Annotated in this window: 20 protein-coding genes; 2 read left to right on the forward strand and 18 right to left on the reverse strand. The window is 74.4% G+C overall.

What is annotated here, in order from left to right:
* Window positions 1-187: 187 nt before the first annotated feature.
* The 12 genes from LPA27_RS14475 to mraY form a co-directional block, all read right to left on the reverse strand.
* On the reverse strand, window positions 188-991 hold the full coding sequence (locus LPA27_RS14475) for a DivIVA domain-containing protein (protein ID WP_056904967.1): 804 nt from the start codon (window positions 989-991) through the stop codon (window positions 188-190).
* Between the two features lie 160 nt (window positions 992-1151).
* Complete coding sequence (locus tag LPA27_RS14480; protein WP_056862511.1) at window positions 1152-1448, reverse strand: YggT family protein; 297 nt, start codon at window positions 1446-1448, stop codon at window positions 1152-1154.
* Between the two features lie 52 nt (window positions 1449-1500).
* Window positions 1501-2010 (reverse strand): cell division protein SepF, encoded by a 510-nt coding sequence (locus LPA27_RS14485; RefSeq protein ID WP_056904516.1) that lies wholly within the window; start codon window positions 2008-2010, stop codon window positions 1501-1503.
* 74 nt (window positions 2011-2084) lie between these two features.
* Window positions 2085-2846: a YggS family pyridoxal phosphate-dependent enzyme gene (locus LPA27_RS14490; RefSeq protein ID WP_324251261.1), complete on the reverse strand. Its 762-nt coding sequence runs from the start codon at window positions 2844-2846 to the stop codon at window positions 2085-2087.
* Entirely contained in the window at window positions 2843-3574 is a 732-nt protein-coding gene (gene pgeF, locus LPA27_RS14495; RefSeq protein ID WP_056904517.1) for a peptidoglycan editing factor PgeF, read from the reverse strand. The genes LPA27_RS14490 and pgeF overlap by 4 nt, the downstream gene beginning before the upstream one ends.
* A gap of 11 nt (window positions 3575-3585) precedes the next feature.
* Window positions 3586-4902 (reverse strand): cell division protein FtsZ, encoded by a 1317-nt coding sequence (gene ftsZ / locus LPA27_RS14500; protein WP_056904518.1) that lies wholly within the window; start codon window positions 4900-4902, stop codon window positions 3586-3588.
* Between the two features lie 295 nt (window positions 4903-5197).
* Window positions 5198-5947, reverse strand: coding sequence for a cell division protein FtsQ/DivIB (locus tag LPA27_RS14505; RefSeq protein WP_193664664.1), 750 nt, complete (start codon window positions 5945-5947; stop codon window positions 5198-5200).
* On the reverse strand, window positions 5944-7386 hold the full coding sequence (gene murC / locus LPA27_RS14510; protein ID WP_228942894.1) for a UDP-N-acetylmuramate--L-alanine ligase: 1443 nt from the start codon (window positions 7384-7386) through the stop codon (window positions 5944-5946). Before murC ends, LPA27_RS14505 begins: the two co-directional genes overlap by 4 nt.
* Window positions 7383-8483 (reverse strand): undecaprenyldiphospho-muramoylpentapeptide beta-N-acetylglucosaminyltransferase, encoded by a 1101-nt coding sequence (gene murG, locus LPA27_RS14515; protein WP_056904521.1) that lies wholly within the window; start codon window positions 8481-8483, stop codon window positions 7383-7385. The genes murC and murG overlap by 4 nt, the downstream gene beginning before the upstream one ends.
* A gap of 10 nt (window positions 8484-8493) precedes the next feature.
* Window positions 8494-9852, reverse strand: coding sequence for a putative lipid II flippase FtsW (gene ftsW / locus LPA27_RS14520; protein WP_228942895.1), 1359 nt, complete (start codon window positions 9850-9852; stop codon window positions 8494-8496).
* Between the two features lie 42 nt (window positions 9853-9894).
* Window positions 9895-11415, reverse strand: coding sequence for a UDP-N-acetylmuramoyl-L-alanine--D-glutamate ligase (gene murD / locus LPA27_RS14525; protein WP_416383245.1), 1521 nt, complete (start codon window positions 11413-11415; stop codon window positions 9895-9897).
* Window positions 11397-12485 (reverse strand): phospho-N-acetylmuramoyl-pentapeptide-transferase, encoded by a 1089-nt coding sequence (gene mraY, locus LPA27_RS14530; protein WP_056904523.1) that lies wholly within the window; start codon window positions 12483-12485, stop codon window positions 11397-11399. Before mraY ends, murD begins: the two co-directional genes overlap by 19 nt.
* Before the next feature lie 323 nt (window positions 12486-12808).
* Here mraY and LPA27_RS14535 point away from each other — a divergent pair, with 323 nt between their 5' ends.
* Complete coding sequence (locus LPA27_RS14535) at window positions 12809-14149, forward strand: LLM class flavin-dependent oxidoreductase (protein WP_056862502.1); 1341 nt, start codon at window positions 12809-12811, stop codon at window positions 14147-14149.
* Between the two features lie 63 nt (window positions 14150-14212).
* Here LPA27_RS14535 and LPA27_RS14540 read toward each other — a convergent pair whose 3' ends face one another.
* The 6 genes from LPA27_RS14540 to mraZ all read right to left on the reverse strand — a co-directional run bounded on the left by LPA27_RS14540 (window position 14213) and on the right by mraZ (window position 20322).
* Window positions 14213-15709: a UDP-N-acetylmuramoyl-L-alanyl-D-glutamate--2,6-diaminopimelate ligase gene (locus LPA27_RS14540; protein ID WP_324251262.1), complete on the reverse strand. Its 1497-nt coding sequence runs from the start codon at window positions 15707-15709 to the stop codon at window positions 14213-14215.
* Between the two features lie 110 nt (window positions 15710-15819).
* Entirely contained in the window at window positions 15820-17616 is a 1797-nt protein-coding gene (locus tag LPA27_RS14545; RefSeq protein ID WP_056862500.1) for a peptidoglycan D,D-transpeptidase FtsI family protein, read from the reverse strand.
* 101 nt (window positions 17617-17717) lie between these two features.
* Complete coding sequence (locus LPA27_RS14550) at window positions 17718-18440, reverse strand: hypothetical protein (RefSeq protein WP_228942897.1); 723 nt, start codon at window positions 18438-18440, stop codon at window positions 17718-17720.
* On the reverse strand, window positions 18437-19498 hold the full coding sequence (rsmH, locus tag LPA27_RS14555; RefSeq protein ID WP_056862498.1) for a 16S rRNA (cytosine(1402)-N(4))-methyltransferase RsmH: 1062 nt from the start codon (window positions 19496-19498) through the stop codon (window positions 18437-18439). Before rsmH ends, LPA27_RS14550 begins: the two co-directional genes overlap by 4 nt.
* Before the next feature lie 10 nt (window positions 19499-19508).
* Window positions 19509-19646: a hypothetical protein gene (locus LPA27_RS14560; RefSeq protein ID WP_156697701.1), complete on the reverse strand. Its 138-nt coding sequence runs from the start codon at window positions 19644-19646 to the stop codon at window positions 19509-19511.
* A 250-nt stretch (window positions 19647-19896) separates the two neighbouring features.
* Window positions 19897-20322 (reverse strand): division/cell wall cluster transcriptional repressor MraZ, encoded by a 426-nt coding sequence (gene mraZ, locus LPA27_RS14565; RefSeq protein WP_200918925.1) that lies wholly within the window; start codon window positions 20320-20322, stop codon window positions 19897-19899.
* Between the two features lie 541 nt (window positions 20323-20863).
* Here mraZ and LPA27_RS14570 point away from each other — a divergent pair.
* Window positions 20864-21841, forward strand: a complete 978-nt coding sequence (locus LPA27_RS14570) for an AAA family ATPase (protein WP_056862497.1) — start codon at window positions 20864-20866, stop codon at window positions 21839-21841.
* Window positions 21842-21868 lie beyond the last annotated feature (27 nt).

The following is a 21868-nucleotide window of genomic DNA, read 5'->3' on the forward strand; positions in this document are numbered from 1 at the left end:
CAGCGCCAGGGGTGGACGGAGCAGGGAGGTCCGGGGGGGCGGGAGAGGGGTGAGGACGGTGAGCAGGAGGGTAGCCAGTCGGTGGTGAACCGACCAGGGCCCCTCCGTCACGGGCCCGCGCAGACGACGGAGCGGCCGGCCCCCGAGGGGACCGGCCGCGCCGGATCGAGCCAGGTGGAGCAGTCGCTCAGGACTCCTCGTCGCCCAGGATGGAGCGCAGACGCTTGGGGGCCGGGGCCTCCTCGGTCGGAGCGGCGCTCTCGGCGCCGTTCTGCAGCGCCTCCAGCTGCTGGGTGAAGTAGCTCTTCAGGCGCGAGCGGTACTCGCGCTCGAAGGAGCGGAGGTTCTCGACCTCGCTGCTGAGCTTGTCGCGCTCGCGCTCGAGGTCGCCGAACATCTGCTGGCGGCGCTCGGCGGTCTCGGAGTCGAGCATCGAGGCGCGGGTGCGCGCGTCGGACTCCATGCGGTCGGCCTTCGACTTCGACTCGGCCTCGAGACGCTCGGCCTTGGTGCGGGCCTCGCCCACGATCTTGTCGGCGTCGTTCTTGGCCTCGTCGACGAGCTCGTCGGCGTTGCGGGTGGCGATCTCGAGCAGGCGCGCCGCGGCGTTGGAGGCCTGCGGCACCGTCTCGACGCGGATCGTCTCCGTGGGGGCCGCGGCGGCGGGCGCGGCCGGTGCGGCCACGGGGGCCGGCGTCGGCTCGGGCTTCGCGACCGGCACAGGCTGCGTGACCGGCTCGGGCGTGGACGGCGCGGTGGTCGCCGGGGCGGACTGACCCGAGGACGGGCCTGCCTGACCCGATCCCGACGGGCCCGATCCCGACTGGGCGGAGGCGAGCTTGGAGCGGAGGTCCTCGTTCTCCTTGGTGAGCCTCGCGAGCTCGGCCTCCACCTCGTCGAGGAACTGGTCGACCTCCCCCATGTCGTAGCCCTCGCGCAGCCGGACGGGAGTAAAGCGCTTGTTGCTCACGTCCTCAGGCGTCAGTGGCATGACCTCACCCATTCTCAGTCGTGGTGTTCAAGTGGATCCCAGACGTGCCGCGCGCGGGTGCGCGAGGTCGTGCTGCGAACTTCTCGGGGAACAATAGCGCCTGTCGTGGGACAGGCGGGACAGGCGGGTCCCGGTGGGCGGCTGGGGCCCCGGAGGGCGCTCAGGCGATGTTGAAGACGGCGTCGTTGACGTTGAGCAGCACCCACGCGATGACCAGGACGAGCAGGAAGCTCAGGTCGAGCGCGATGCTCCCCAGACGCAGCGGCGGGATGAAGCGGCGCAGGAACTGGATGGGCGGGTCGGTGACGGAGTAGACCGCCTCCAGGACCAGCAGCAGCGGTCCGCGCGGACTCCAGGAGCGCGCGAAGACCTGCACCCAGTCCACGATGAAGCGCACCCACATGAGCGCGATGAAGAAGAACAGGATCCAGTGGATGATCCAACCGGCGATCTGCACGTCGGTGATAGCTCCTGTCGGGGCCGGACCGGGCTCGTCGTGACGACGGGCCTCAGCTCTGGTTGAAGAAACCGCCCTCGGCGATCCGCTCCTTGTCCTCGGCGGCGACCGTGACGTTGGGCGGGGAGAGCAGGAACACCTTGTTGGTGACGCGCTCGATCGTGCCACGGGTGGCAAACACCAGGCCGGCGGCGAAGTCGACGAGACGCTTGGCGTCGGCGTCGTCCATCTCCGAGAGGTTCATGATCACCGGCACGCCCTCGCGGAAGTTCTCCCCGACGGTGCGGGCCTCGTTGTAGGTGCTCGGGTGCAGGGTCGTGATGCGGGACAATTCGGCTACCACTCCGGTGGGGCCGGCGGCCGGACGGCGGCGCTCGGCGAGGTCGGACACGGACGCGGCTCGCGCCGCGGGCTGACGGGGCGCCGCCGGGGCGGGCTGACGCTGGGCCGGGACCGCCTGGGTCTCACGGGTGGTGTCGTCGCCGTCGTACTCGTCGTCGTACCGGCCGGTGTCCTCGAGCAGGCCGAGGTACTCGCCGATCCTGCGCATCGCGCCGCTCATGACAGTCGTCCTCCGGAACTCCTGCGCCGTCGTCCCCGGGTGGGGCGATCGGCGCTCAACGTTGTAGTCGGACCCTACTGGACCGTGGGCCTCGAACCGAGCACCGCGGAGCCGAGCCGCACGTGTGTCGCGCCGGCGGCCACCGCCTGCTCGAGGTCGCCGCTCATGCCGGCGGACAGCACGGTCGCCGCTGGGTGCTGGGTGAGCAGCCGCTCGTGCAGGCGGGCCAGCCGCTCGAAGGCGACGGCGGGGTCCTCGGCCGGCGGCGCCACCGCCATCAGGCCCCGCAGGCGCAGGTGCTCGGCCTGCGCCACGCGGTCGGCGAGGGCCAGGAGCGCGTCGGGCCCGACGCCGGCGCGGCCCTCGGCCCCGGGCGGGTCCAGGCTGACCTGCACCAGCACGTCGAGGGGTCGCCCACGCCGCTCGGCGCCTCGGTCGAGGGGACCGACGAGCTTGGGACGGTCGACCGACTCCACGACGGCGGAGTACGCCGCGACCGCCGAAGCCTTGTTGCTCTGCAGACCGCCGATGAAGTGCCACGACAGGTCGAGGTCGGCCAGCTCCGCGGCCTTGGCCTCGGCCTCCTGGTGCCGGTTCTCCCCCACGTCGGTGACCCCGAGCCCGGCCAGGACGCGCACGTCGGAGGCGGGGAAGAACTTGGTGACGACCACCAGGTCGACGTCGTCGCGTGCACGCCCCGCCGCCACGCACGCGTCGCTGAGCCGCTCGCGGGCACGCCCGAGGGCGGCCGTCAGCTCCGCGGCGCGCTCCGTCGTGGCGACGGAGCCGTCCGTGGGCCGGTGCGGGTCACCGGACCCGGCGCCGTGGGCGCTCACGCGCGCCGCCGTACGACGCCGGCCAGCCGCCCGGCCGCCCGGCCGTCGCGACGGTAGGAGAAGAGGTCGGGCGACTCGCGGGTGCAGCGGGAGACGTCGTGAGCGACGACGTCCTCGCCGCGCAGCTGGGCGACCACCCCGGCGCCGACGTCGAGCGCCGGCGTGCCCCAGGTGGTCGTGGCGCGGCTCTCCGGCACGACGGCCGCGACCTCGTCGCGCATCTGCTCGGGCACCTCGTAGCACCCCCCGCAGACGTGCGGTCCGACCCAGGCCTCGATCCGCCGCGCCCCGAGCTCCCGCATGCGCGAGACCACGGCGGGCACCACCCCGGCGACCAGGCCCGGTCGGCCGGCGTGGGCCGCACCGACGACGCCGGCGACCGGGTCGGCGAGGAGCACCGGCACGCAGTCGGCGGCCCGGACCACGAGCACCACGCCGGGGCTGTCGGTGACCAGGGCGTCGGCGCGCGGACGCTCGGCGGCGGGGTGCTCGCCGACGGTGACGACCTCGCGGCCGTGCACCTGGAGCAGGTCGGCGACCCGGTCGCCCGGCGCGAAGTCGGCGAGGAGCAGCTCGAGGTTGCGCTGTCGCGAGCCGGGGTCGTCGTCGCCCTCGACGGCGAGGTTGAGCTCGGCGAAGGGAGCAGCACTGACCCCGCCGACACGGTCGGTGAACGCGAGGTCCACGAGCGAGTCGGCGGGGCCGGTGGTGGTGCGGAAGGCGTACACCGGGGCAGGACCTACTTCAGGAAGTCGGGCACGTCGAGCTCGTCGTCGTCGAACTGCACCTGTCGCGGCGCCGGCCGCGGGGCGGGCGGCTGGGTCGGCGCCGGGCCCGTGGGACCGGACTGGCCACCCTGCTGAGCGCCCTGCTGGCCGCCCTGGTGCGGGGCCTGCTGCGGCGCCTGGCGCGGCGGCTGCTGCGGGGCCTGGCCGGACTGGCCGCCCTGGGGCGCCGGCTGGCCGAAGCCCTGCCGGGCGCCCGCGGGGACGGGCTCGCGCTCCTCGCCGCGACGCAGCGACGGCGCCGGGGACGCCTGACGGGCCTCCTGGGCCGGCTCGGCCTTCGGCTCGCGGCGCAGGACGGTGCCCTCGTCGCGCCGCTTGGGCGTGCCGCCGTCGAAGCCGGCGGCGATGACCGTGACGCGCACCTCGTCACCGAGGGCGTCGTCGATGGTGGCACCGAAGATGATGTTGGCCTCGGGGTGCACCGCCTCGGCGACGAGCGCGGCGGCCTCGTTGATCTCGAACAGGCCGAGGTCGGAGCCGCCGGCGATCGACAGCAGCACGCCGTGGGCGCCGTCGATGGAGGCCTCGAGCAGGGGGCTGGAGACGGCCATCTCGGCGGCGGCGACGGAGCGGTCCTCGCCCCGGGCCGAGCCGATGCCCATGAGGGCGGAGCCGGCGTTGGCCATGACCGACTTCACGTCGGCGAAGTCGAGGTTGATCAGGCCGGGGGTGGTGATGAGGTCGGTGATGCCCGAGACACCCTGGAGCAGCACCTGGTCGGCCTGCTTGAAGGCGTCGAGCACCGACACGTTGCGGTCGCTGATCGAGAGCAGCCGGTCGTTGGGGATGACGATGAGGGTGTCGACCTCCTCGCGCAGCTGCGCGATGCCCTCCTCGGCGGAGTTGGCGCGGCGGCGGCCCTCGAAGGCGAACGGCCGGGTGACCACGCCGATGGTCAGCGCGCCCAGCGAGCGGGCGATGCGGGCCACGACGGGAGCGCCGCCCGTGCCGGTGCCGCCGCCCTCGCCGGCGGTCACGAAGACCATGTCGGCGCCCTTGATGACCTCTTCGATCTCGTCGGCGTGGTCCTCGGCGGCCTGGCCGCCGACCTCGGGGTTGGCGCCGGCGCCGAGGCCGCGGGTGAGCTCGCGGCCGATGTCGAGCTTGACGTCGGCGTCGCTCATGAGGAGGGCCTGGGCGTCGGTGTTGATCGCGATGAACTCGACTCCCTTGAGCCCCACCTCGATCATCCGGTTGACGGCGTTGACACCGCCTCCGCCGATGCCCACGACCTTGATGATGGCCAGGTAGTTCTGTGCTGCTGCCACGGCGGCTCGCCTCTCGCTGATCGGTGGTGGTGCTGGGTCCGTGCGTCGCGCACGGGTGGTCTGGGGTGCCGCACCGGGACGGGCGGCGTTCGTGCTGCTGGTGGTCGTGCTGATGTGGTGCTGGGGTCGTGCCGGATGGTGCTGCGGGGAAGCGACGGGCCTCAACTCTGACCCTCAACCTGAGGGTTATAGTTATGTCAACCTCGCCGTGACGACGACAGTAGGCACACGGAGGCGCCGGATCGCGCAGACACGCCCGGCGCGTCCTCGACGATCCGGACGAGGCCCGCTCAGGTCAGCCGACCGCGGGACCGCTCACGGTCGGACGGCCCGGCACGCTCACGTCGTACGCCGTGCCGGGTTGCGACAGCAGCACGGTCAGCACCTCGGCCTTGCGCGCGGACTCGTCGGCGCTCCCCCACGCCACGGTGCGGCCGTCGCGCAGCGCCAGGACGATCCGGTCGACGGTCTCGACCTCCACGTGGTCGAGCCGGCCCGCGAGGTCCTCCGGCAGCGCGGCGACGACCTGGGCCGCCTCGCGCAGCGCCTCCGCGGTGGTGTCGACCTGGCTCTCGACGCGCGGGAGACCCTGCGGTGCGGCGGTGTAGGTGCGGAAGGCCACGCCCTCGGCGTCGAGGCCGCGCAGCGTGCCGCCGAGCTCGACCACGGCCACGGCCACCCGCTCCTCGACCGAGATCGTCACCGCGTCGGGCCACGACCGGGTGACGTCGGCGGAGGCCACCTGCGAGAGCGACTCGACGCGGGCGCGCACGGCGGCGAGGTCGACCCGCGCCAGCGGCTCGCCGTCGGGCACCTGCGCGGCCGCCCGCACCTGGTCGGCGGCCAGCGGCCCGACGCCGGTGACCTCGACGTCCTCGACGTCGAGCAGCGCGGAGAACCACACGGTCCACACCGCAGCGGCTCCGAGCGCGAGCAGCACGAGGCCCACGACGACGTAGCGCAGCGTCGACCAGCGCCGGGCCCAGCGACGCCGCACGAAGCGGCGACGGGTGCGCCGGGTCCGCGGGTCGACCGGGTCGCTCACGGCCGGGGCCCCGCCTCGACCCCGTCGGCGCGCTGCTCGAGCAGGTCGAGCACGCGCGGGCCGACGGTGGTCACGGTGCCGGCGCCGAGGGTCAGCACGAGATCGCCCGCGCGGGCCCGGTCGACGAGGGCGGCCGGGGCGTCGGCGAGGTCGGGCACGAAGGCCACCCGGTCGTCGGGCAGCGGCACCGCGTCGGCGACCAGCGCGCCGGTCACCTCGGGGTCGGCGTCCTCGCGGGCCAGGTAGACGTCGAGCACGACGACCTCGTCGGCGGCGCCGAGCGCCTGGCCCATGGCGACGCCGAAGATGCGCGTGCGCGAGACCAGGTGGGGCTGGAAGGCCACGACGACGCGCCCCTCCCCCGCCACCGAGCGGGCGGCCTGGAGGTCGCCGGCGATCTCGACGGGGTGGTGGGCGTAGGAGTCGTAGACCCGCACCCCGGCGGCCTCGCCCTTGCGCTCCATGCGGCGCCGGGTGCCGCCGAAGGACTCCAGGCCCCGCTTGAGGGCCTCGAAGTCGTGGCCCAGGCGCAGCGCCGCGCCGAGCGCCGCCAGGGCGTCGAGCACGTAGTGGCGCCCGGGGATCTGCAGGGTGACCCGACCCAGCTCGACCCCGCGGTCGACGACGGTGAAGGAGGAGGTGGTGCCGGCGAAGACGACGTCGACGGCGCGCAGGTCGGCGCCCTCGCCCTCGCCGACGCCCACGAAGGCGAGGTCGCGCGAGGCCGCGACCGCGCGCAGGGCGGCCGCGCCGTCGTCGTCGACACAGGCCACCAGGAGGCCGCCGGGGCGGATGCGGCCGACGAACTCCTCGAAGGCGGCGGCGTAGGCCTCCTCGGTGCCCCAGTTGTCGAGGTGGTCGGCCTCGACGTTGGTGACGACCGCGACGGTGGGCTCGTAGACCAGGAAGGCGCCGTCGCTCTCGTCGGCCTCGGCGACGAAGAGGTCGCCGGCGCCCTCGGCGGCGTTGGTGCCGGTCTGGGCGAGGTCGCCCCCGACGGCGTACGTCGGGTCGGCGCCGGCCGCCTGGAGGGCGACCGTGAGCAGCGAGGTCGTGGTGGTCTTGCCGTGGGTGCCGGCGACGGCCACGACGCGGCGCCCGGCCATCACCGCTGCCAGCGCGGCCGAGCGCGGCAGCAGCCGCAGCCCGCGCTCCTGCGCGGCCACGACCTCGGGGTTGTCCTCGCGCACAGCGGTGGAGACGACCACGGTGTCGGCGTCGCCGAGCTGGTCGGCGGCGTGGCCGACGTGGACCGTGGCGCCCAGCTCGCGCAGCCGCTGCAGCGTCGGGGAGTCGGTGCCGTCGCTGCCCGACACGGTGATGCCGCGGGCGAGGAGGATGCGCGCGATCCCGGAGAGCCCGGCGCCGCCGATCCCGACGAGGTGGACCCGGCCGAGCCGGTCGGCGGGCAGGAGGGTCGACGGCACGGGCACCCTCATCGGGCACCCCCCGTGCGGTCGCGGCGCGTGGCACCCAGCTCGAGCACCAGGCGTGCCAGGCGCTCGTCGGCGTCGCGGGGCACGAGGGCCACGGCCGCCGCGCTCATCCGCTGCAGCCGGGGTGCGTCGGTGGCCAGGCCCGGCACGGTCGCCGCGACCCAGTCGGGGGTGACCGCGGCGTCGTCGACCAGGAGCGCGCCCCCGGCGTCGACCACGGGTCGCGCGTTCTGCGCCTGCTCGCCGTTGCCGATCGGCAGCGGCACGAGGATGGCGGGCAGGCCGGTGGCGGCCGCCTCCACGACGCTGTTGGCCCCCGCGCGGCAGAGCACGAGGTCGGCGGCGGCGTAGGCGAGGTCCATGCGGTCGACGTAGTCGACGATGACGTAGGAGGAGCCCGCCGCGGCCGGGTCGGCCCCGCCGTGCTTGCCCTGCACGTGCAGCACCTGCACGCCGGCGGCCGCGAGGGCGGGCGCCGCGGCGGAGACGGCCTGGTTGAGGCGGGTCGCGCCCTGCGACCCCCCGGTCACCAGCAGGGTCGGCCGTGCGGGGTCGAGGCCGAAGGCTGCGCAGGCCTCGGCGCGGCTGGCGGCCCGGTCGAGCTGGGAGATCATGCGGCGGATCGGCAGGCCGACGTACTCGGCGCCGCGCAGCGGGGTGTCGGGGAAGCTCACGGCCACGCGCGCGGCGAGGCGGGCGCCGAGGCGGTTGGCGACGCCGGGCAGGGCGTTCTGCTCGTGCAGCGCGATCGGGAGGTGACGACGCCGGGCGGCGAGGTAGGCCGGCACCGAGACGTAGCCGCCGTAGCCGACCACGACGTCGGGGCGGACGCGGTCGAGCACGGCGAGGGTCTCGGTGACCGCACCGCGCAGGCGGCCCGGCACCCGCAGCAGGTCGGCACCGGGGCGCCGCGGCAGCGGCACCGGCGGCACCAGCTCGAGGGGGTAGCCGGCCTCGGGCACGACCCGGGTCTCGAGCCCGCGGGGGGTGCCGAGGCAGGTCACCTCGGTGGCGGGGTCGAGCCGACGCAGGGCGTCGGCGGTGGCGAGCAGGGGCGAGGTGTGACCGGCGGTGCCACCGCCGGCGAGGAGTACGCGCATCCGGACCAACCTAGCGATCGGACCGGCCGCGCCCGGAGGTGAGGCCCGCCAGCGGGCCGGCCGCCACACCGCTGGAGCGTCCGCGCCGGCGCAGGGCGAGGGCCCGGGCCGCCTCGGGCTCGCGGCGGGCGAAGCCGATGAGCAGGCCCAGCGCGATCAGCGACGGCAGCAGCGCCGACCCGCCGTAGGAGACCAGGGGCAGCGGGATGCCGATGACGGGCAGCAGGGCGAGCACCATGCCGACGTTGATCACCATCTGCCCGACCAGCCAGACCACGATGCCGAAGGAGGCGTAGCGCACGAAGGGGTCGGCGGTGTGGCGCGCGACCCGCAGGGCGGCGAAGGCGATGGTGAGGAAGAGCGCGACGACCAGCACCGTGCCGACCAGGCCCAGCTCCTCGCCGAGCACGGCGAAGATGAAGTCGGTGTGGGCCTCGGGCAGGTCCCCCCACTTCTGCTGGGAGGCGCCGATCCCCTGGCCGAACCAGCCACCGCTGGACAGGGCGTAGAGCCCGTGGGCGGGCTGCCAGCCGGAGTCGTGGAAGTCCTTGAAGGGGTCGGCGAAGGTGGTCAGCCGCGAGACCCGCTCGGGGTCGCTGGCGGCCAGGCCGATGGCGGCGACGCCCACCAGCGAGAGGCAGACGGCAAAGAAGCGCAGCGGCGCGCCGACCACCCACAGCATGCCGAGCATGATCGCGAACAGCACGAGCGCCGTGCCGAGGTCGCGGCCGAAGACGACCAGGCCGGTGGCCAGCAGCAGGCCGGGGACCACCGGCACCATCACCTGGTGCAGGCTCGCGAGGCGGCGCTCCTTGTTGGCGTAGATGTGCGCGGCCCACAGGATGAGGGCGAGCTTGGCGATCTCGGAGGGCTGGATCTGCAGCGGCCCGATCGCCAGCCAGTTCTGGTTGCCGTTGACCGCGACGCCGATGAAGGCGGTGAGCAGCAGCAGCGCCAGCGAGACGAGGTAGCCCGGGTAGGCCAGGGCCCGCAGCAGCCGGTGGGGCAGCCGGCTGGCCACGAAGGCGAGCGGCAGCCCGAGCACCACCCACATCAGCTGGCGGCGCACGATGGCGTAGGAGTCGCCGTCGTTCTGGGTGAAGGAGTACACGCTCGAGGCGCTGAGGACCATGATCAGGCCGATGGTCAGCAGCAGGGTCGAGGCCCCCAGCAGCAGGTAGTACGACGTGAGCGGGCGGTCGAGCGCGTCGTGCACCGTCGCCGTGGTCGTGCGCACGCGCTCGCGCAGGGTCCACCACGCCGAGGCGGCGCCGCCGGGGGCGGGCATCGACCGGGTGTCGTCGAGGCCCTGCGGCGCGGGGCGGGCGGTGCGGGTGGGGCTGGGGCCCCGCTCGGCGGTGGTGGTCACGGCGTCCCTTCCTGCGTGGGCCCTGCGGGCCCGGTCGGACCGCTAGCCGGTCCTCTCCCGGACCGCTGCGGTGAAGGCGTCACCACGAGCGGCGTAGCTGGCGAACATGTCCATGGAGGCGCATCCCGGCGCGAGGAGGACGGTGTCCCCCGGCCGGGCGAGCCCGGCCGCCGCGTCGACGACCTGCCGCATGACCTGTTCTGGTGTGTCTGGTGTGCGTGTGACTGCTGGTGCGTGTGTGGCGCCAGTCTGGTCGCCGCCGACGACTTTGACGGGCACATCGGGCGCGTGTCGGGCAAGAGCGCGGGCGATCACGTCGCGGTCACGGCCCAGCAGCACGACACCGCGGAGCCGGGGTGCGGCGGAGCGCACGAGGTCGTCGAAGTCGGCGCCCTTGGCCAGGCCGCCGGCGACCCAGACCACGGGGTCGTAGGCCTGCAGCGACGCCCCGGCCGCGTGGGGGTTGGTGGCCTTGGAGTCGTCGACCCAGGTCACGCCCTCGTGGGTGGCCACCACGGCGATGCGGTGGCCGTCGGGCCGGAAGCCGCGCAGCCCGTCGCGCACCGCCTGCTGGGAGACCCCGTGCGAGCGGGCCAGGGCCGCGGCGGCCAGGGCGTTGGCGACCTGGTGGGGTGCGGCCGGGTGGCCGTCGACCTCGAGGTCGGCGAGGTGGCACAGCTCGGCGGCGCTCGTGCCGCGCTCCTCGATGAAGGCGCGGTCGACGAGGATGTCCTCGACCAGGCCGAGCATGCCCACGCCCGGGACGCCGAGGGTGAAGCCGACCGCGCGGGCCCCCTCGACGACGTCGGCCTCACGCACCAGGCGCTCGGTCTCGGGGTCGGCGACGTTGTAGACGCACGCGCGCTGGACGCGCTCGTAGATGCGCCCCTTGTCGGCGGCGTAGTCGGCCATCGAGGCGTACCAGTCGAGGTGGTCCTCGGCGAGGTTGAGCACCGCCGCCGACTGGGCGCTCATCGAGTCGGTGTAGTGCAGCTGGAAGCTGGAGAGCTCCACGGCCAGCACGTCGTAGGGCTCGGGGTCCATGACGGCCTCGACGATGGGCAGGCCCACGTTGCCGACGGCGACGCTGCGCAGACCCGCCGCACGCAGGATCGCGTCGAGCATCTGCACGGTGGTGGTCTTGCCGTTGGTGCCGGTCACCGCCAGCCACGGCGTGGCGTGGGCCGGGTCGCGCAGGCGCCAGGCCAGCTCCACCTCGCCCCAGACCGGGATCCCGCGGGCCCGCGCCTGCGCGAGCAGCGGCGCGTCGGGGCGCCAGCCCGGCGAGGTGACGAGGACGTCGACGTCGTCGGGCAGGGTCGCCGTGGCGCCCTCCCCCAGGCGGATCGAGGCACCGAGCACCTCCAGCAGCTCGGCCTTCTCCTCCTTGCCCGCCGCCGACTCGTCGAGGGCGGTGACGTCGGCGCCGAGGTGGTTGAGGTTGTCAGCGGCGGCGAAGCCGGAGACGCCGAAGCCGGCGACGACGGCCTTCACGCCGTCCCAGGGCGTGTGCCGGCCCAGGGAGTCGAGGTCGCGGGGCGCGCTCACGTGCCGGCCACCCACTCGGCGTAGAAGATGCCCAGGCCGCCGGCGACGCACAGCCCGGTGATGATCCAGAACCGGATGACCACCGTGATCTCGTCCCAGACCATCTCGAAGTGGTGGTGGATGGGCGCGATGCGGAAGAGCCGCTTGCCCGTGCCGGTGATGCGTCGCGTGGCCTTGAACCAAGTCACCTGGAGCATCACCGAGACGGTCTCCATGACGAAGACGCCGCCGAGCACGATGAGGAGCAGCTCGGTGCGGCTGAGCACCGCGAAGCCGGCCAGCGCCGCGCCCAGCGCCAGGGAGCCCGTGTCGCCCATGAAGATCTGGGCCGGCGAGGCGTTCCACCACAGGAAGCCGAAGCAGGCGCCGGTGATGGCCGCGGCGATGATCGCCAGGTCGAGGGGGTCGCGCACCTCGTAGCACTTGCCGTAGGCGATGTCGTCCTGGCCGCACCACTGGTTGTTCTGCCAGATGTTGACCAGGGTGTAGGCGCCGAACACCATCACGCTCGCGCCGGTGGCCAGGCCGTCGGCGCCGTCGGTGAGGTTGACCGCGTTGCTGGTGGCGATGACGATCAGCAGGATCAGCACCACCGCCACCACGGCGGGCAGCACGAAGCTGTCGAAGTCGCGGATGAAGGACAGCGAGAACGACGCCGGCCGCTGGCCGCGGTCGTCGGCGAACCACGGGCTCAGCGCCAGGACCGCGAAGGTGAGGCCGACGATGGTCTGCCCGACGATCTTGGCCTTGCTGCGCAGGCCGAGGCTGCGCTGCTTGTAGATCTTGATGAAGTCGTCGAGGAAGCCGACCAGACCGGTGCCGACGAAGAGGAAGAGCAGCAGCAGCGCCGAGGCGCTGGGCAGGTCGCGCGTGACGAGCTTGGCGACGAAGTAGCCCACCACGGTGGCGCCGATGATGACGACGCCGCCCATCGTCGGGGTGCCGCGCTTGGTGTGGTGGCTGGTGGGTCCGTCGTCGCGGATCTCCTGGCCGTAGCCCCACTCGGTGAAGCGCCGGATCGCGACGCGGGTCCCGAGCAGCGAGATCAGCAGCGCCAGGCCACCTCCCATGAGGATCGCTCTCATCCGACTACGTCCGCTCCCTCGGTGCCGTCACTGCGCGTCGCCGCGCCGTCCCTCGCCCCGCGTCGCCGCCGGGGTGATCCCCGACGTCGCCGGGGCAACCAGGACATCTTGACCCACGAGGGCCGCCGGCGCCTCCGCGCCCCGCCGCCCGGTGGCGATCCTCACGTGCGCCGCCGACCCCCGGGCCCGCCCGACCCACCCCGGCCCCACCCCGGCCCACCCCGGCCCGCGCCGACCGGCAGCCGGACGGCGAGGGCGGACGGACCACGGCGCAATCTATCCTCTAGTAACTGACTCCAGTTACTCCTGAAAGGCAGACCTCCATGAGCCGGCAGCTGCACCTCGGCGGATTCCAGATCGCCTCCCACGTCACGCACTCCCACGCCGCCTGGCGCCACCCCGGCTCCGACCCGGCGTTCCTGACCCCCGACTACTGGCACCGTGTGGGGCGCACCCTGGAGCGGGGCACCTTCGACTTCGTCTTCTTCGCCGACCTGCTGGCCGTGCCCACCAACTACGGCGGCGACGAGCGCGAGGCGCTGCGGCGCGGCACGCAGGCCAGCGCCACCCTCGACCCGTCGCTCGTGGCGGCCAGCATCGCCGCGGTCACACGCCACCTCGGCGTCGCGGTCACCAGGAGCACCACCTACTTCCACCCCTTCGAGGTGGCGCGGGCCTTCGCGAGCCTCGACCACCTCAGCGGCGGTCGCGCGGCCTGGAACATCGTCACGTCGCTCAGCCGCTCCGAGGCCCAGAACTTCGGCCTCACCGAGGCCCTCGACCACGACCTGCGCTACGACCGCGCCCAGGAGTTCGTCGAGGCCGCGGTGGCCCTGTGGGACACCTGGGACGCCGACGCGCTGGTGCAGGACAAGGCGACCGGCGTCTTCGCCGACCCCGACAAGGTGCGGCCGGCGCACTTCGACGGGCTCTTCTACAAGACGAGGGGACCTCTCACGACCCCCCGCTCCCCCCAGGGCCGGCCCGTGCTCATCCAGGCCGGCTCCTCGAGCAAGGGGCGCGACTTCGCCGCGAGGTGGGCCGAGGCCATCTTCGAGATCGACCCGACGCCGGAGGGGCGGCGCGCCTACTACGACGACATCAAGAGCCGCGCCAGCGACGCGGGCCGCGACCCCGACCAGGTCAAGGTCTTCCCCTCCTTCGTGCCCTTCGTCGGCGAGACGCGGTCGATCGCGGAGGAGAAGCAGGCCTTCCACAACGAGCTGGCCGACCCGGTCTCGGGCCTGATGACCCTCTCGGTCCACACCGACCACGACTTCTCCGCCTACGACCTCGACGCCCCGCTCGAGCACGTCGAGGTCTCGGGCACGCAGGGACTCTTCGACCTCGCCCGCCGTCTGAGCGAGCGCGACAGCCTGACGCTGCGCGACATCGGCCGGCTCTACGCCCAGGGCGTCCTGCTGCCGCAGCTCGTCGGCACCGCCTCCGAGGTCGCCGACCAGATCGAGGAGAGCTTCCGCGGGGGCGAGGCCGACGGCTTCATCCTCTCGGCGGCGCAGAGCCCCGGCACCTTCGAGGACTTCGTCGACCAGGTCGTGCCCGAGCTGCGCCGGCGCGGGCTCTTCCGCCGGGAGTACGCCGGTCGCACCCTGCGCGAGCACCTCGGTCTCGACCTCGGGCGGCGCGAGCGCGTGCCGGGCTGAGCCGCGAGGCACCGGCGGCGCCCTCGTGCCACGCCGCCGGTGCCCGCGGGGTGCGGGAGGACCTCAGGCGTCGGGCTGCTCGGCCCGGGGGGCGAGCAGCAGCTCACGGGCGACGAGCCGGTCGTCGAAGGGGTGCACCACCCCGTCGACCTCCTGACCGGTCTCGTGGCCCTTGCCGGCCACGAGCACGATGTCGCCCGACCGGGCCACGGCGAGGGCCGCGGCGATCGCCGTACGCCGGTCGCCGACCTCGCGCACCTCGGCGCGCTCGGCCTCGGGCACCGCGGCGGCGCCGGCCAGGACGGCGGCGCGGATGGCGGCCGGGTCCTCGCTGCGGGGGTTGTCGTCGGTCACGACGAGCACGTCGGCGAGCCGGGCGGCGATCTCCCCCATCACCGGGCGCTTGCCGGTGTCGCGGTCACCCCCGGCGCCCAGCACCACCACCACCCGGCCCGCGGTGAGCGGGCGCAGGGCGGCCACCGCCGCCTCGACGGCGTCGGGCTTGTGGGCGTAGTCGACGACGACCTCGAAGTCCTGGCCCGCGTCGACGCTCTCGAGCCGGCCCGGCACGCCGGCCAGGGCGGCGATCCCGTCGGCCACCCCGGAGGCGTCGAGCCCGGCCTCGCCCGCGGCGGCCACGGCCGCGAGGGCGTTGGAGACGTTGAAGGCACCGGCCAGGGGCACCTCGGCCGGGAACGGCGGGCCCGCCGGGCCGCGCACCTCGAAGGAGGTGCGGCTCGGGGCCGGGCGCAGGTCGAGCGCCTCCCAGTCGGCGCCCCCGCCGGTGGTGGAGAAGGTCGCGACCGGCAGCGGCGTCTCCCGGGCCAGGCGCCGCCCGTGCTCGTCGTCGCGGTTGACCAGCGCGCGGCGCGCGCGGTCGGGGCCGAAGAGGGCGGCCTTGGCCTGGAAGTACTCCTCCACGGTGTCGTGGAAGTCGAGGTGGTCGCGCCCGAGGTTGAGGAAGACGGCCACGTCGAAGACCACGCCGTCGACGCGGCCCAGCACGAGGGCGTGGCTCGAGACCTCCATCGCGCACACCTCGACGCCGCGCTCCACCATGACGGCGAAGAGCCCGTGCAGGTCGGGCGCCTCGGGCGTCGTCAGCGCCGTGCGCACGTCGACCCCGGCGATGCGGGTGCCGACCGTGCCGATGACCGCGGAGCGCACCCCCGCGCCGGCCAGGCCGCCCTCGAGGAGCCGCGTGGTGGTGGTCTTGCCCTGGGTGCCCGTGACGCCGATCATCGTCAGCCGCTCGGCAGGGTGGCCGTAGAGGTGGGCGCTGACCCGCCCGAGCACACGGCGGGGGTCGTCGACCACGAGGGCGGGCACACCGGGGGGCACACGGTCGGCGCCCGCGGGGTCGGTGAGCACCGCCACGGCTCCGGCCCCGACCGCGGCCGCGGCGTAGTCGGCGCCGTGGGCGCGCGCGCCGGGGAGCGCGGCGTAGAGGTCGCCCGGCCGGACGCGCTGGGAGCTCAGCGTGATGCCGGTGAGCGTCGGGTCGCTCGAGGGCGCGGTGCGGTGCGCCGGCGCCAGCTCGCGGCGCACCCACGCCGTCAGCTCGGAGAGGGGCGTGCGGGGCGGGTCTGCGGGGCGGGTGTCGCCGGACGTGCCGGGAGTGCCAGGTGTCGAGGTCACGATCGGGTCAGCCTAGGAGCGCGCGGCCGGGCTCACCACTCGACGGGCAGGCGCGAGGGCTCGGTGCCGGTGGGAGGCACGGCGTAGCGGCGCAGCGCGTAGCCCATGATCTTGGAGAAGGCCGGACCGCCGACCGAGCCGCCCCCGCCGCCGTTGGTGGGGTTCTGCACCACGACGTAGATGGTGAAGCGGGGGTCGTCGGCGGGCGCGAACCCGGCGAAGGACACGGTGTAGCTGCCGTCGTAGCACTGGCACTCGCTGCTGGCCCGCTGCGCCGTGCCGGTCTTGCCGGCGACGCGGTAGCCCGGGACGGCCGCGCCCGGGGCGACGCCGACCTCGGGGTCGACCACGCGCTCCATCATGTGGGTCGTCTGGCGCGCCGCGTCCTCGCTGATGACGCGCCGCTCCGTGGCGTGGTCGGTGCCGACCTGCTCGCCGGAGTCGGTGGTGGCCGAGCCGAGCACGACGCTGGGGTCGATGCGCACCCCGCCGTTGGCGATGGTGTTGACCGCGGCCGCCATCTGCAGTGCGTTGACCGAGACCGACTGACCGAAGGCGATGCGGTCCTGCAGCGCGTCGGACCAGATGCTCTCGTCGGGCAGGATGCCGGCCGACTCGCCGCGGATGCCCGTGCCGGTGGTGCGCCCGAGGCCGAAGGCGTCGAGGTAGGAGCGCAGCTCGCCGTCGTCGTACTTCTCCGTGGCCATCACGGTGCCGATGTTGGAGGACTGGGCGATGACGCCGGCCAGCGTGAGCCGGATGGTGCCGTGGTCGAACCAGTCGCTGATCGGGTTGTCCCCCTCGCGCTGCAGCACGCCGGGCACCGTGAGCCGCGTGCGGGCGGTGACCTTGCCGGCGTCGACCAGGCCCGCGACGGTGAGGACCTTCTCGACCGACCCGGGCTCGTAGACGTCGCTGACCGCGCGCGAGCCGAGGTCGGCCTCGTCGGACTCCAGCGGGTGGTTGGCGTCGAAGGTGGGGTAGTCGGCCAGCGTCAGCACGTCGCCGGTGCGGCTGTCGAGCACGACGACCGAGCCCGACTCGCCTCCGGAGTCGCGCACGGCCTGGCGCAGCACGCGCTGGGAGTAGAACTGCAGGTCGCGGTCGAGGGTGGTGCGCAGGTCCTCGCCGTCGACGGCCGGCACGGTGGTGTTCTCCCCCAGCGGGACGCGGTTGCCGGCGGCCACGGAGTAGCGCGCCTCGCCGTCGACGCCGTCGAGGAGATCGTCGAAGGTGCGCTCGAAGCCGGCCAGCGGCTTGGTCGTGCCGTTCTTGCGGGGGGTGCCGACGAAGCCGACGAGGTTGGCGGCGACGTCGCCCGCGGGGTACTCCCGCACCGGGTCGCGCTCGGTCACCAGACCGTCGTAGCCCAGCGCGCGCGCCTTGGCGACCACCGAGGTGGCGAGGGCGGCGGGCACGCTGCGGGCGATGTACTGGAAGCGGCTGTCCTCGGCCCGCAGGCGGGGCAGGATCGTGAAGTAGTCGACGTCGAGGCGGTTGGCGAGGAAGCGCGCGAGCTCCGGGGCGTCGTCGGCGGTCAGCGCCGGGTCGGCCACGACCATCAGCCCGTCGACCGACTCCGCCAGCGGCTCGCCGTTGCGGTCGAGGATGTCGCCGCGCTCGGCGGGGAGCACGATCTCCTCCAGGCCCTCGGCCGCGGCCATCGAGGCGTAGGAGGCGGGGTCGAGACCCTGGAGCTGCACGAGGCGGCCCACGAAGACCGACAGCACCATCGCGATGACCAGGAAGCCGATCCGCAGCCGCAGCTGCGGGGAGCCCCTCAGCTCGCCGGCGGGGCGGGCCGGGCCACGGGCTGCGGTCCTGCGCATCGGCTGGCGGGTCTGTCGCACGCTCGTCCTCCGGGTGGTGCTGGTGCTGGGCGGTTCGGTCCGTGGTGCGGGTGGTGCACGTGGTGCGGGTGGTGCAGGTGTTACCGGTCGTTCCTACCCCCACCGGCGTCGCCGTCGCGGTTGCCGCGCGGGGCGTCCTCGACGGTGTCGTCGCCGGTCTGGTCCTGCTGGCGCTCACGACCACTGCCGTCGCGGTCGCCGGACCGGTCGCCGGCGTCCGAGCCATCGCGGTCGGCCGAGCCGTCGCGGTCGCCCGAGCGGTCACCGTCGCCCGAGCCGTCACGGTCGCCCGAGCGGTCGCGGTCGCCGGGGAGGGTGCCCTCGGGCGGGGCCTGGGTCGGGGCCGGCGGGCGGAGCTCGGCCGGCAGCGGCGCCGGGGGCGGGTCGAGCGCGAGCGTCCCGGGGGCCAGGGCGGCGTCGGTGGTGCCGGTGACGGTGCCGTCGGAGAGGTCGAGGAACTGCGGTGCGGCCGGGAGCACCAGGCCCTGGGCCTGGGCCCGGCGCGCGACGTTCTGCGGGTCGCGCAGGCGCTCGAGCTGCATCGACAGCGAGGCCTGGCGCGCGGTGAGCACGGTGGCGCGGTCCTGGAGCTCGGTGGCGGCGAAGGCCGACTGCTGCATCGAGGTGTTGAACAGCAGCAGGCCCACGACGCCGCCGAGCATCAGCAGGCTGAGCAGGGTCACGAACGGCACCTTGGCCGCCCTCGTGCGGCCCCGGGGCACGACGGTCAGCCGGGCGCGCTCGACGGCGGCCTCGGCGAGGCGGGGCAGTCTGGTCTGGATCGCTCGTGCCGTGCTGCTCATCGGGCTGCTCCCCCTCGGGTGTCGGGACGGTGGGTGGTGCGGGGCGTGCGGGCGGCCGACCGGCCCTGGGGCCGGTCCTGGGGCCCGTCGGAGGGTCGGACCCGCTCGACGGCGCGCAGGCGCACGGAGGCGGCGCGCGGGTTGGCCTCGATCTCGCCCGCGTCGGCCTTCTCCGAGCCGCGGGTGACCAGGCGCAGGGCCGGCTCGCTGCCCTCGGGCACGAAGGGGAGGTCGTCGGGCACGACCGAGCGGGTCGCGGCGGTGAAGGCCTGCTTGACCAGCCGGTCCTCCAGCGAGTGATAGGACTCCACCACGACCCTCCCGCCGACGCCGAGGACGTCGATGGCGGCCGGCAGCGCGCGGCGCAGGACGGCCAGCTCGTCGTTGACCTCCATGCGCAGCGCCTGGAAGGTGCGTTTGGCGGGGTGGCCGCCGGTGCGCCGGGCCGGCGCGGGGATCTCGGCGTACAACAGCTCGACGAGCGGCCCGGACGTCGTGAAGGGCTCGCTCTCGCGGCGGCGCACGACGGCGGCGGCGATCTTGCGGGCGAACTTCTCCTCGCCGTAGTCGCGCAGGACGCGGGTCAGGTCGGCGGCGGAGTAGGTGTTGAGGACGTCGGCGGCGGTCGGCCCGGTCGAGGAGTCCATGCGCATGTCGAGCGGGGCGTCCTCGGCGTAGGCGAAGCCGCGCTCGCGCACGTCGAGCTGCATGGAGGAGACCCCGAGGTCGAAGAGGACGCCCGCGACCTCGCCCAGGCCGAGGTCGGCGACGACCTCGCCGATCTCGTCGTAGGTGGCGTGCACGCCGGTGAAGCGCTCGCCGTGGGCCGCCAGGCGCTCGCCGGCCAGCGCGAGCGCGGCGGGGTCGCGGTCGATGCCCACGACGCGGGCGCCGGGCAGCCGCTCGAGGACGGCCTCGCTGTGGCCACCGAGGCCCAGGGTGCAGTCGACGAGCACGGGAGCCGCGCCCAGCCGGGCGGCGGCGGACTCGTCGAGCGCGGGCGCCAGCAGGTCGACGACCCGGTCGAGCAGGACCGGGACGTGGCGGGGGGAAGCCATGGAGCCGACCTCAGCGTCCCAGGCTCGAGAGCAGCAGGAGGGTCGCGGCGCCGCCGAGGGAGACCGCGGCGGAGAACGCCATCAGCACCACCGCGTCGCGCGCCTGGTGGCGCACCCGCGGCGGCGCGGGCTCGTGGGTGATGCTCATCGTCGACCCCAGATCGGGTGGTGTGCGGGCGGTGCGGGGGAAAGGGCGGATCCGCCGAGCCGGGTCCCGGCCCGCTCCGTGAGAAGACTCGAGGTGGCGTTCGGTCCTGGTGCCGGGGAAGGTGCCCCAGGGCCGAGGGAGCGGGCCGGTACCGAGACCGGCGGATCCGTGGTGGACGTGCGGGTGGTGCTGCTGGTGGTGCGGGTGGAGCCGTCTGCGGTGGTGCGGGGTGGAGCCGGGGGGTGCCGGGTCAGACGGGCGGCTGCTCGTCGAGCTCGGCGAACTTCTCCTGGGCCCCGGAGGAGTACTCCTGCCAGCGGGCGGGATCCCAGATCTCGATGCGGTCCATCACGCCGATGACGACGACGTCGCGCTCGAGCGAGGCGTACTGGCGCAGCACCGACGGGATGCCGATGCGCCCCTGCTTGTCGGGCGTGCCCTGCTCGGCGCCCGCGAAGAGCACGCGGGCGTAGTCACGGGCGTCGCGGTTGGTCATCGGCGTGCTCTGTGCGCGCTGGGCCTCCTGCATGAAGACGTCCTCGGGCCACACGACCAGGCACTTCTCCTGTCCCTGTGTCACGACGAGCCCCTCTGCGAGTCGGTCCCTGAACTTGGCCGGCAGGAAGAGACGTCCCTTCTCGTCCAGCTTCGGCGTGTACGTGCCCATGAAGAACACGTCGCACCTCCACTGATCCGGGAGCCTCCTCCACTTCGCACCACCTTACTCCACCTTCCTCCACCGTCAACCACATCCGACCACTCCGGGGCGGTGTTCTGCGCCCGCGAGCGCTCCACCGGGCCGCGGCCGCTCGTCGCCCTGTCCGTGCGACCTGCGGGGGGAGACCCTGCGCCGGCGCGGCGCGCCGCGGCGGCCGAGCACCCCGCCGAACCGTTGTCGTCGCAGGTCAGCGGCCTGCGGCACCGAGATCGGCCGGGCGCTCCCGGCGTACGACGAGGCGACGCGGACCTGCTGCGGGGCGCACGGTGGGGGCCGGTGGAGCGGGCCCGCGCGGAGGTGGAGCGCGGGTGGAGGAGCGTGGGGCACCCGGCGCGCCCCGGGGGTGCGTGGTGGGGCGCAGCCGACCACCGTGACCGCCGGGGCCGGACCTGACGCGAGCGCGCCGGCAGGCGACGCGAGTTGCACCGACGCCCTACCGTGATGTCATCCCCGGGCGCCGTGCCCGCCGGCGCCGAGTGCACGACCGAAAGGACCCGACGTGGTTGCTCCGATCCCTGGAGGCGCCGACCTCGAGACCGTGGCCCGGGTCGTCTCCCGGGTGCGGGGCAACGTCGAGCGGGTCATCGAGGGCAAGCCCGACGTCGTCTCCGCGGCCCTCGTGGTGCTGCTCGCCGAGGGCCACCTGCTCATCGAGGACGTGCCCGGGGTCGGCAAGACCATGCTCAGCAAGGCCCTGGCACGCAGCATCGACTGTTCGGTGAGCCGCATCCAGTTCACCCCCGACCTGCTGCCCTCCGACGTCACCGGGGTCTCGGTGTTCAACCAGAACACCCGCGAGTTCGAGTTCCGCCCCGGCGGGATCTTCGCCAACGTCGTCGTCGGCGACGAGATCAACCGGGCCTCCCCCAAGACCCAGTCGGCGCTGCTGGAGGCGATGGAGGAGCGCCAGGTGACCGTCGACAACGCGACCTACCACCTCGAGGCGCCGTTCATGGTCATCGCGACCCAGAACCCCGTCGAGATGGAGGGCACCTACGCGCTGCCCGAGGCCCAGCGCGACCGCTTCATGGCCCGGGTCTCGATGGGCTACCCCGTCGCCTCCGCGGAGATCGCCATGCTCGACTCCCACACCCGCTCCAACCCCCTCGACGACCTCGAGGCCGTCACCGACGCCTCCGAGCTGCGCAAGATCACCGGGATCGTCGCGCAGGTGCACGTCGCCCACGCGGTGCAGCGCTACGCCGTCGCGCTGACCAGCGCCACCCGCACCACCGAGGACCTCACCCTCGGCGCCTCCCCCCGGGCGACGCTCCACCTCGTGCGCGCCGCGAAGGCCTACGCCGCCATCGAGGGCCGCGACTACGTCGTGCCCGACGACCTGCAGCTGCTGGCGCGCACCGTGCTGGCCCACCGCCTGCTGCCCAGCGTGGAGGCCGCGATGAACGGTCGCACCACCGAGGCCGTGCTCGACCGCATCCTCGCCGGGGTGCCGGTGCCGGAGCCCGACCGGGCCTGAGCCCCACTCCCCCACCGCGGCACCCCG

The organism is Nocardioides sp. Leaf374, from assembly GCF_916862475.1.
GTDB classification, from domain to species: domain Bacteria; phylum Actinomycetota; class Actinomycetes; order Propionibacteriales; family Nocardioidaceae; genus Nocardioides; species Nocardioides kribbensis.

Bases quoted from the DNA above. Each gene is read 5' to 3' on its own strand.
- LPA27_RS14545 (WP_056862500.1), bottom strand. From the start codon at position 17,616: ATGCGCAGGACCGCAGCCCGTGGCCCGGCCCGCCCCGCCGGCGAGCTG.
- rsmH (WP_056862498.1), bottom strand. From the start codon at position 19,498: ATGGCTTCCCCCCGCCACGTCCCGGTCCTGCTCGACCGGGTCGTCGAC.
- murG (WP_056904521.1), bottom strand. From the start codon at position 8,483: ATGCGCGTACTCCTCGCCGGCGGTGGCACCGCCGGTCACACCTCGCCC.
- LPA27_RS14535 (WP_056862502.1), top strand. From the start codon at position 12,809: ATGAGCCGGCAGCTGCACCTCGGCGGATTCCAGATCGCCTCCCACGTC.
- LPA27_RS14550 (WP_228942897.1), bottom strand. From the start codon at position 18,440: ATGAGCAGCACGGCACGAGCGATCCAGACCAGACTGCCCCGCCTCGCC.
- LPA27_RS14560 (WP_156697701.1), bottom strand. From the start codon at position 19,646: ATGAGCATCACCCACGAGCCCGCGCCGCCGCGGGTGCGCCACCAGGCG.
- LPA27_RS14485 (WP_056904516.1), bottom strand. From the start codon at position 2,010: ATGAGCGGCGCGATGCGCAGGATCGGCGAGTACCTCGGCCTGCTCGAG.
- mraY (WP_056904523.1), bottom strand. From the start codon at position 12,485: ATGAGAGCGATCCTCATGGGAGGTGGCCTGGCGCTGCTGATCTCGCTG.
- murC (WP_228942894.1), bottom strand. From the start codon at position 7,386: ATGAGGGTGCCCGTGCCGTCGACCCTCCTGCCCGCCGACCGGCTCGGC.
- LPA27_RS14475 (WP_056904967.1), bottom strand. From the start codon at position 991: ATGCCACTGACGCCTGAGGACGTGAGCAACAAGCGCTTTACTCCCGTC.